Source organism: Phenylobacterium sp. P4_E10 (genome assembly GCF_056401675.1).
Window position 1 is genome coordinate 35370 of the sequence record NZ_JBFUIW010000024.1, and the last position, 9575, is coordinate 44944.

At 68.5% G+C, this 9575-nt stretch carries 8 protein-coding genes; 5 read left to right on the forward strand and 3 right to left on the reverse strand.

Going from position 1 to position 9575, the window contains the following annotated elements; all coding sequences use genetic code 11:
* The first annotated feature begins 125 nt into the window (after nt 1–125).
* From AC1DQJ_RS19995 to AC1DQJ_RS20010, 4 genes are read left to right on the forward strand one after another with little or no spacing between them, the layout of a single operon-like run.
* The gene (locus AC1DQJ_RS19995; RefSeq protein WP_477606570.1) at nt 126–2651 is read left to right on the forward strand and encodes a coiled-coil domain-containing protein; all 2526 of its coding nucleotides are present in this window, start codon (nt 126–128) and stop codon (nt 2649–2651) included.
* Complete coding sequence (dgcA, locus tag AC1DQJ_RS20000; protein WP_477606571.1) at nt 2648–3631, forward strand: N-acetyl-D-Glu racemase DgcA; 984 nt, start codon at nt 2648–2650, stop codon at nt 3629–3631. The genes AC1DQJ_RS19995 and dgcA overlap by 4 nt, the downstream gene beginning before the upstream one ends.
* A 36-nt stretch (nt 3632–3667) precedes the next feature.
* Complete coding sequence (locus AC1DQJ_RS20005) at nt 3668–4087, forward strand: DUF4112 domain-containing protein (protein WP_477606573.1); 420 nt, start codon at nt 3668–3670, stop codon at nt 4085–4087.
* Nucleotides 4088–4098: 11 nt separating this feature from the next.
* Entirely contained in the window at nt 4099–4467 is a 369-nt protein-coding gene (locus tag AC1DQJ_RS20010) for a VOC family protein (RefSeq protein WP_477606575.1), read from the forward strand.
* A 4-nt stretch (nt 4468–4471) separates the two neighbouring features.
* Here the strand turns inward: AC1DQJ_RS20010 and scpA are convergent, their stop codons facing one another.
* Both scpA and AC1DQJ_RS20020 read right to left on the reverse strand, forming a co-directional pair.
* The gene (gene scpA, locus AC1DQJ_RS20015; protein WP_477606577.1) at nt 4472–6622 is read right to left on the reverse strand and encodes a methylmalonyl-CoA mutase; all 2151 of its coding nucleotides are present in this window, start codon (nt 6620–6622) and stop codon (nt 4472–4474) included.
* Complete coding sequence (locus AC1DQJ_RS20020; RefSeq protein WP_477606579.1) at nt 6619–8049, reverse strand: methylmalonyl-CoA mutase family protein; 1431 nt, start codon at nt 8047–8049, stop codon at nt 6619–6621. The genes scpA and AC1DQJ_RS20020 overlap by 4 nt, the downstream gene beginning before the upstream one ends.
* A 136-nt stretch (nt 8050–8185) precedes the next feature.
* Between AC1DQJ_RS20020 and AC1DQJ_RS20025 the strand changes: the two genes are divergently transcribed.
* The gene (locus AC1DQJ_RS20025) at nt 8186–9193 is read left to right on the forward strand and encodes an NAD(P)H-dependent flavin oxidoreductase (protein WP_477606581.1); all 1008 of its coding nucleotides are present in this window, start codon (nt 8186–8188) and stop codon (nt 9191–9193) included.
* 75 nt (nt 9194–9268) lie between these two features.
* Here AC1DQJ_RS20025 and AC1DQJ_RS20030 read toward each other — a convergent pair.
* The coding region (locus AC1DQJ_RS20030) for a flagellin (protein ID WP_477606583.1) at nt 9269–9575 on the reverse strand (307 nt) is incomplete at its 5' end.

A 9575-nucleotide genomic window follows, 5' to 3' on the forward strand; every position in this document is an offset into this window, starting at 1 on the left:
ACGCAGAGATGCGTCCGTTTCCGGCAGGGGTGGAAGGCCGCTTACGACGGGCCATGAAGATTAAAAAGCGGCATCAACCTGTTGATTTTAAATCGCTCGACGGCGAACCGCCGGCTGCGGACCCCATGGCCGAGACGGTTGCCGAGGCCGTCGATCCATCGCTGGCCTTCGTGCGGCCGCCCGTCGGCGATCTGACGTTCGAACCCCAGGCCGCAGCCCCGGTCAGCCAGCCGGAGACCAAGCTCGCCGCAGCCGCTCAGCGGCTGGAGGTGACGCGGGCCGCCGATGTCATGCCGCCTGCCTGGCCGATCTATCTCGCCGCGCTGGTGGTGTCGGTGCTGTGGGCCTGCGCCCCGATCGCCTTCGCCTGGGGCTATCGCCGCTCGGTGGCGCCGTTCGATTTCGAGCCGTTCGCCGCGGTGGTGTTTGTGATGTTGGCGGTTGGACCGGCCGCGCTGGTCTGGCTCGTCGCCTATATGGCGCGCCAGGGACAGAAACTCGGCGCCGAGGCCCGCCGCACCAAGGCGCTCGCCGACGAGATGGTCACCCCGGCCATGGCGGCCGGCGCGCAGACCATCGACATGGTTCAGGCGGTCCGCCATGAGATCGCCCAGGCTGGCGCCGCGGCTCAGGAAGCGCGCGACGCCATGGTCGTGCTGCGCCAGTTCCTGGCCAGCGACAGTCAGGAGCTGGTGTCTGCGGCTGCCGAAGCGGCCCGCACTGCCCAGAGCCTTTCGGAGACCCTCGGCCGTGAACGCGCCGAACTGGGCGGACTGGCGCAGACCTTGGACTCCCAGGCGACGGCGGTCGCCGACGCGATCACCCGCCAGGCCAAGATGGTCGGAGAGGCCTCCGACCTGGCCGAGGCGCAGCTGCGTGAGGCCGAAGCTTCGCTTGCCGCGCGCGCCGCCGATCTCGCGGCCGCCGCCGGTGAAACCAGCGACGCGGCGCGCACTGCGTCAGACGACCTCACCCGTCACATCGCCAGGCTGGAAACAGCCGGCCTCGGCGTGACGGAGCAAATCGGCGCCGTGGAGAAGGGCCTGACCGAGCAACGCGCCGGGCTGGTCACCGCCGCCCATGCGCTGCGCGCCGACCAGGAGGCCTTCGCGGCCCAATCCGAGACCCACGCTGCGCAGTTGTCGGAGTTCATCAGCCAGGCCCGCCTGTCGGCCGCCGAGATGGGCGACCGTGCCGTGAAGGGCGGTGAGGCGCTGCGCCAGTTGATGGCCGAGGCCACCGAGCAGTTCCGCGAACTGGCGGAGTCCGCCAAGGCCGAGCGTGACGAATTCGGACAGTCGACCCTGCATTCCGTCGAAGCGGTCGCCCAGGCCGCCGCCGCCGAGCGCGAGCGGATGGAATCCCAGGCCAGGGCGGCGATCGAGGCCATGACTGCGGCTGCCGAGGAGACCCGGCAGGTCGCCGCGCGTCACGCCGAGACGGCGCGTGACCAGGTCGACCAACTCTCCGAGGCGGCGTTCACCGCCGGTCAGAACGCCAACAAGGTCTTCGAAGCGCGTCTGGCGGAAGCCCGCGCCCTGATCGAGCAATCGGCCCAGATGGTTGAACAGGCCGGGGCCGCGACGATCAGCAAGCTCGATGAAGGAGCCCGCGCCGCCCGCGCCACCCTGGACGAACTGACCGCGATGCTCAGCGAGATCGAGGATCGCGCGACCAAACTGCCAGCCGCCGCCCGCGACCGGGCCGAGGAGGTGCGCCTGGCCGTGGCCGAGAGCATCGACGAGCTGATGGACCACGCCCGCCGCACCGCCGATGAGACCCAGGCGATCGACCAGGCCTTCCAGGAACGCGTGCGCCGCAACTACGACATGCTTAGCGACGCCGTGCGGATGATGGGCTCGGTGGCCACGTCCAGCAGTGGGCCGCCGGCTACGCCGGTCCTGCGTGAGCGGCCGCCGCGGGATTCGCTCCGTGCGAGCCTCGCCAAGTCGGCGGAGATAGCTGAGAGCCCCGAGCCGCTGGAAGCCGCCCCACCGCCGGAACCGATTGCGGTCGTTCCCGAGCCCGTCGCCGCGGCGCCCGAACCGCTGTTCGAGGACGACGACTCGGAACTCGAACTCAACGATCCGATCCCGCCGCCACCGATCGAGGAGAAGATCGCCAAGGCTGCGCGCCCGCGGCTGCGCCTGACTCCGACCGCCACCGACGAGGAGTTCGCCACGGTCTTCGAACAGGCCGCTGGCCGTCATGAAGACCCAGGCGGCGACGGCTGGACCTGGAAGGACCTGCTGTCGTCGTTGGAGGAACCCGATGGAGCCGAGCCGGTCCCGCATCCGCCGCTTGAGGAGACACTGGCCGCGGAAATCGGCGCCATGGGCATCGACCCGACCGCCCTCCTGCCGCGCAGCCGGATCCATGAACTGGCCGCCGCGCTGCAGATGCGCGACCTCGAAGGCGCACGGGCGGTAGTGCGCAGGCTGGCTCCCGCGGCGACACGGCGTCTGGCCCGCAAGCTGTTCACCGACGAACAGCTCAAGCGTCAGGTGCTGAGCTATCTCAGCCGCTACCACGACCTGCTGGAGGACGCCGCCGAGCGTGATCCGGAAGGCTTCCTGGTCGAGACCCTGCTGAGCTCAGAAGCCGGACGCACCTACCTGCTGTTTGACGCGGCCGCCGGCGACCTGGCTTGACGAGGCGCCTGACCGTCCGTGACGAACGTTGGCCGCTGGCCAGCGCGTTCGTCATCGCGCGGGGGGCAAAGACCGAGGCTCATGTCCTAGTGGCGGAGATCGCGCAGGACGGCGTCATTGGGCGCGGCGAGGCGGTGCCTTACGCCCGTTATGGCGAGAGCATGGAGAGCGAGCTGGCGCGGGCGGAGAGCCTGCGGGACGCACTTGAGGCCGGGGCCGACCGCGCGGCCTTGCAGGCGCTGGCGCCGGCTGGCGCGGCCCGCAATGCGCTGGACTGCGCGCTCTGGGATCTCGAGGCCAAACTGAGCGGCGTGCCGGCTTGGCGCGCGGCCGGGCGGGTCCGCCTTGATCCGGTGAAGACCTGCTACACCATCAGCCTCGACACCCCGGAGGCGATGGCGCAGGCGGCGCGCGCCTCGGCGCGCCGTCCGTACCTGAAACTGAAGATCGGCGGGGCGGGCGACCTGGACCGTGTGGAGGCGGTGCGCGCCGCCGCGCCCAAGACCCGTCTGATCGTCGACGCCAATGAGGGGCTCAGCTTCGATGAGCTGGTGCGTCTGGCGCCGGAGTTCGCCCGGCTCGACATCAAGATGATCGAACAACCGCTGCGGGCGGGCGAGGACGAGGCTCTAGTGGGCTATCGGAGCCCGGTGATCCTCTGTGCGGACGAAAGCCTGCACACCCGTGCCGATCTGGCGGCCTGCGCGCAGCGTTACGGGGCGGTGAATATCAAGCTCGACAAGGCCGGCGGGCTGACCGAGGCGCTGGCGGTGGTGGCGCAGGCCCGCTCGCTGGGCCTGGAAATCATGGCCGGCTGCATGGTGGCGACCTCGCTGTCGATGGCGCCGGCGATGATCATCGCCCAGGGCGCGGAGGTGGCGGACCTCGACGGGCCGCTGCTGCTGGCCAAGGACCGCGAGCCGGGCCTGCGGTACGACGGCTCACTGATTTTTCCGCCCGCGCCAGAGCTTTGGGGCTAGGCTGGAGCTTTCCCGTAGCGCTGACGTTGATGCGTGATGGCTGAAGACAGAGAAAAGGCTCACAGCGCCTGGCGCGCAGCAGAGCGGATCAAGCGAATCTCCGATCGGCTGATCAGATTGGGGCCGGTCGGCCTGGGCCTCGACGGCGTCCTGGCCTGGGTGCCGGTCGCCGGCACGGTCTATAGCGTCGGGGCCGGTGGTCTGCTGCTGTACCATGGCGTGAAGGCTGGCGCCTCGCTGCCGACCCTCGCCCGCATGGCAGGCTATGTCCTGTTGGACTCCGCAGCTTCGGTGCCGCCAGTGATCGGTTGGGCCGTCGACACGTTGTTTCCTGGACACCTGATGGCTGCAGGCGCGTTGCAGAAGGACATCGAGGCGCGCCACGGGCCTTCCGAGCTTCCGGCCAGCTGGTACGGCAAGGCCAAGCCCGGAAAGGTGGCTTCGGCGCGCAGATAGGAGCCCGCGCCATGTTCAAGCATGTGAAGTTCTCGGGGCTTCCGGTCAGCGACCAGGACCGCGCCATGGCCTTTTATCGCGACGTGCTTGGGCTGATCGTGGCGACCGACCAGCAATACGGCAGCGGCTGGCGGTGGATCGAGCTGGAGGTGCCGGGGTCGCCGACCCGCATCCTGTTCGAGCGCCGGCCGGACGATAAGCCTGGCGAGCAGCCGAGCCTCATCCTCGTCGTCGATGACATAGATTCGGTGTTCGCCGAGTTGAAGGCCAGGGACGTGGTCTTCGATCAGGAGCCGATCGACGCGCCCTGGGCCCCCAAGGAGCGCTACGCCCTGCTGCGAGACAGCGAGGGCAACCTGGTCATGTTGGGCTCGGGCTGAGCCCTCATGCCTTTTCCAGCTGGGCATAGCCCATTTGCTCGTTCAGCCGGTCCATGACTTCGATCGCCGCCTCGGGCACCACCGTGCCAGGGGTGAAGATCGCCGCAACGCCCGCGTCCCGCAGGGCTTGGAAATCCTCGGGCGGTATGACGCCGCCGACCACGACCAGGATGTCGGAGCGGCCGAGCTTGGCGAGTTCGTCCTTCAGCTCCGGCACCAGGGTGAGGTGCCCGGCCGCCAGCGAACTGGCTCCGACGACGTGGACGTTTTCGGCCACCGCCTGGGCGGCGGCTTCGGACGGCGTCTGGAACAGGTTGCCGATATCAACCTCGAAGCCGAGGTCGGCGAAGCCCGAGGCGATCACCTTCTGGCCGCGGTCGTGGCCGTCCTGGCCCATCTTGGCGATCATCACCCGCGGCTTGCGGCCGTCCGCCTGGCGGAAGGCCTCGGTCATCGCCTTGGCGCGATCGGCCTGGGGCGTGGCGCCGGCTTCGCGCAGATAGACCCCCGTCACAGCGAAGGCGTCTGCGGCGTGGCGGCCGAACACCTTCTCCAGGGCCATGCTGATCTCGCCGACCGTCGCCTTAGCGCGGGCGGCGTTGACCGACAGCTCAAGCAGGTTGCCGCCCCCTGCCGCGCCGTTGGTCAGGGCGGTGAGGGCGCTTTCCACGGCGGCCGGATCGCGTTCGGCGCGCAGGCGAGCGAGTTTCTCCAGCTGGCGCTCGCGCACCGCCGAGTTGTCGACCTTCAGGACCGGAATTTCGTCGGCGACCTTTGGCTTGTAGCGGTTGACCCCGACAACGCTCTGGCGGCCGGCGTCGATGCGCGCCTGGGTGCGGGCGCTGGCCTCCTCGATGCGGCGCTTGGGTAGGCCGTCTTCGATGGCCTTGGCCATTCCGCCCAGCGCCTCGACCTCGGCGATGTGCTCCAGGGCGCGCGCGGCCAGATCGGCGGTCAGGCGCTCGACATAGTAGGAGCCGCCCCACGGATCGATCACCCGGGTCTGGCCGCTCTCAAGCTGCAGGAAGAGCTGGGTGTTGCGGGCGATCCGCGCAGAGAAATCAGTCGGCAGCGCCAGGGCTTCGTCGAGCGAGTTGGTGTGCAGACTCTGAGTTTGGCCGCCGGTGGCGGCGATCGCCTCGACCAGGGTGCGGGGCACGTTGTTGTAGACATCGTGCGCGGCCAGGCTCCAGCCGCTGGTCTGGGTGTGCGCGCGCAGGCTGAGCGAGCGCGGGTCCTTGGGGTCGAACTCGTCCTTCATCAGCTTGGCCCACAGCAGGCGGCCTGCGCGCTGCTTGGCGATCTCCATGAAGGCGTTCATGCCAGCGTTCCAGAAGAACGACAGGCGCGGCGCGAACTGGTCGACGGTCATGCCCGCGGCGACGCCGGCGCGCACATACTCGATGCCGTCGGCCAGGGTGTAGGCCAGCTCCAGGTCCAGCGTCGCACCGGCTTCCTGGATGTGATAGCCGCTGATCGAGATCGAGTTGAACTTCGGCATTTCGCGCGAAGTATATGAAAAGATATCCGAAATTATCCGCATCGAAGGCAGGGGCGGATAGATGTAGGTGTTCCGGACCAGGAATTCCTTGAGGATGTCGTTCTGGATCGTGCCCGACAGTTTGGCGTGTTCGACGCCCTGTTCCTCGGCAGCGACAATGTAGAGCGCCAGGACCGGCAGCACGGCGCCGTTCATGGTCATCGAGACGCTCATCTTGTCGAGGGGAATGCCGTCGAACAGGGTGCGCATGTCGAGGATGGAGTCGATCGCCACGCCCGCCATCCCGACATCGCCCTTCACGCGCGGATGGTCGCTGTCGTAGCCGCGGTGGGTGGCTAGGTCGAAAGCCACTGACAGGCCCATCTGACCGGCCGCCAGGTTGCGGCGATAGAAGGCGTTGGAATCCTCCGCGGTGGAGAAGCCCGCATACTGGCGGATCGTCCATGGGTTGGTGAGGTACATGGTCGGATAGGGGCCGCGCACGAACGGCGCTAGGCCCGGATAGCCGGTGGTGAGTCCCTCGATGTCGGAGGGGCCGTAGGATGGCTTGACGTCGATGCCTTCCGGCGTTTCCCAGCGGTCGCCCTTCAGCGGCTTACGCGCCAGCGTCTCGGCGTCAAATGGCAGGGCGGAAAAGTCGGGAAACGAGCTCATCGGGCAGCCTCATGGGACTCGGCGAGGCGGATAGGGCTCAGCGGCGGACAGTGGCCGTCCGGACCCGGCAAGCGCGGCGAAGGCGCATCGACCGCGCTTTGCGCCGCACTCTCGACCTCGACCGGCGCGTCCTGCGTCGGTGGAAAGGCGGTGACCCCGACGATCTTCGGCGGGCCGGCCGAGTCGCGAGCAGCGCGGACAGAGGCGACCTCGGCGGCGATGCGGCCGGTGGCGAGGGCCGCGATCAGGCCGCCCTGGGCCTCTATGGACTGGAACTGCATCCAGGCGGCGCGGGCCATTTCATCGCTCAGGGCCTCGACATAGCCGGAGCCGGCGGCGGGATCGGCCACGCGTCCGAGGTGGGCCTCTTCCATCAGCACCAGTTGGGCGTTGCGGCTCTGGCGGCGGGCGAAGGCGGTCGGCAGGCCGATGGCGTCGGTGAAGGCTCCGAGCACCATGGCGTCGGCGCCGCCGACCGCGGCCCCGAAGGCGGCGGAGGTCAGGCGCAGCATGTTCGTCCAGGCGTCCTGCACAGTGAGCATGCGGCCGGAGGAGCGGGCCTCGATGATGGCCGGGGTGCTGACGCCGCAGGCGGCCGTGACGCGAGCCCAGAGAGCGCGGGCCGCCCGCAGCTTGGCGATGGTGGCGAAGTAGTCGGCGTCGGCCGCGAGGCCGAGTTGAACGGACGCGAAGGCCTGTGGCATCGGCATCCCGGCGCGGACCAGAGCCTTGGCGTAGCTGAGCGCAGCAGCGATAGTGAAGGCCAGTTCGCCAGCCTCGCCGCCGCCCGCCTCATGCACCACGCGGCCGGAGGCCAGGAAGAGGCTCGCTTTCGGATAGGCCTCGGCGAGGCGCGCGCCGACGGTGGCCGCCGAGACGAGGTGGCTCTCCACCGGACCCGGGCTTTCCCCGTTGCGGGCGAACGCACTAAGCGGATCCATATGGAAGTGGAGGAGGGCGGTGGGCGAGCCCTTCGCGGCGGCGGCCAGCCAGTCGGCCGCCTTGGGCCCGTGGAAGCCGGCGTCGAGCGCGATCGACGCCATTTCCAGCATCACGCCTTCGACGGCGCGAGCCATGTCTGCCGCCGACCCGATGGCGGCGCCCTGGTCGCCGGTCGGATCGATGACGAGCAGGCCGGATGCAGCCCCGCCCTCCAGATCGGCGAGCAGGTCGCGATTGGCCCGGCCGACGTCAGGATGGGCCAGAATCGCGCGGACATCCCACGGCCGTTCAGCATCGCGCAGGCTCAGCGGAAAGCCGGCTCCGGTCTGCGCCGCCTCGTAGAGCGGCGCGATCGGAAGGCCTTCCAGGGTCTGGCGTTGCAGGCTCTCGAACGGCGCGTCCTTCAGCGTCTTCTCGACCAAGGCGCGCCAGTCTTCGGCGGTGGCGACAGGGAAGGCCGCGGGCGGGTTGAAAGCGTGGGTCATCGCGCCGTCATTGGGGCCTGTCCGCCGAGCGCGTCAAGTTCACGCGGGGTCACGATCGGGCGTGGCTTGCGTCGGCAAATCGTTTATGTGTACGCTGTAAAAATTAGATCGACGCCACCCATAAGGACGACCTTCAATGGCCCTGCCTCCGATTCTCGCTGAGCGCCTGCGTATTCCCGTCATCGGTTCGCCGCTGTTCATCATCTCCGGTCCGGAACTGGTGATCGCCCAATGCAAGGCCGGCATTGTCGGATCCTTCCCGGCCCTGAACGCGCGGCCCGCGAGCCAACTCGACGAGTGGCTGGCCCAGATCACCGAGGAACTGGCCGATTGGGATCGGAAGAACCCCGACCGGCCCTCGGCCCCGTTCGCGATGAACCAGATCGTCCATAAGACCAATGACCGTCTCGAGCACGACGTGGAGATGGCGGTGAAATACAAGGTGCCGGTGACGATCACGTCGCTGGGCGCGCGCGAAGACGTGAACCAGGCGATCCATTCCTATGGCGGCGTGGTCTTGCACGACGTCATCAATGATCGCTTCGCCCGCAAGGCGGTGGAGAAGGGCGCAGACGGCCTTATCCCGGTCGCGGCTGGCGCGGGCGGCCATGCCGGCCATCTGTCGCCGTTCGCCCTGGTGCAGGAACTGCGCGACTGGTTCGACGGGCCGATCGCGCTGTCCGGCTCGATCGCCAGCGGCGCGGCCATCCTGGGCGCCCAGGCCATGGGCGCGGACCTAGCCTATATCGGCTCGGCGTTCATCGCCACGCGCGAAGCGAACGCCCAGCAGGACTACAAGGACATGATCGTCTCTAGCCGCGGCGACGACATCGTCTACTCGAACCTGTTCACCGGCGTGCACGGCAACTATTTGCGCCCGTCGATCGAGGCCGCCGGCCTCGACCCGGACAATCTTCCGCAGTCCGACCCGTCCAAGATGAGCTTCGGTTCGGGCGGCAATCAGAAGGCCAAGGCCTGGAAGGATATCTGGGGCTGCGGCCAGGGCATCGGCGCGATCAACGACATCCCGAGCGCTGGCGATCTGATCGACCGTCTGGCGGCCGAGTACGAATCCGCCAAGGCCGACCTCGCCCGAAAGACCGCCCTGACCCGGGGCAGCGCCCTGGCCATGGCCGCGGAGTAGGCGAGGCCGCAAAAGAAAACGGCGGGAAGGTTTCCCTTCCCGCCGCCGCCTTTGAACGCTGAGCGTTCGTAGATCTTATCGGAACAGGCCGAGCAGGGTGCTCGACGACTGGTTGGCGATACTGAGGGCCTGAACACCGAGCTGTTGCTTGGTCTGCAGGGCCTGCAGTTTCGCACTTTCCTTGGCGAGGTCGGCGTCCACCAGGTTACCGACACCAGCGTCCAGGGTGTCCTGGAGCTTCATGACGTTGGTCAGGTGGGTGTCGAGCGCCTTGGCGCCCGTACCGATCTTCGACAGCGACGAAGACACGCTCTGGATCGCGGTTTCCAGGTCGGACACGTCACCGGCCGAGACCGTACCGGTGAGGGCGGTCAGGGTGCCG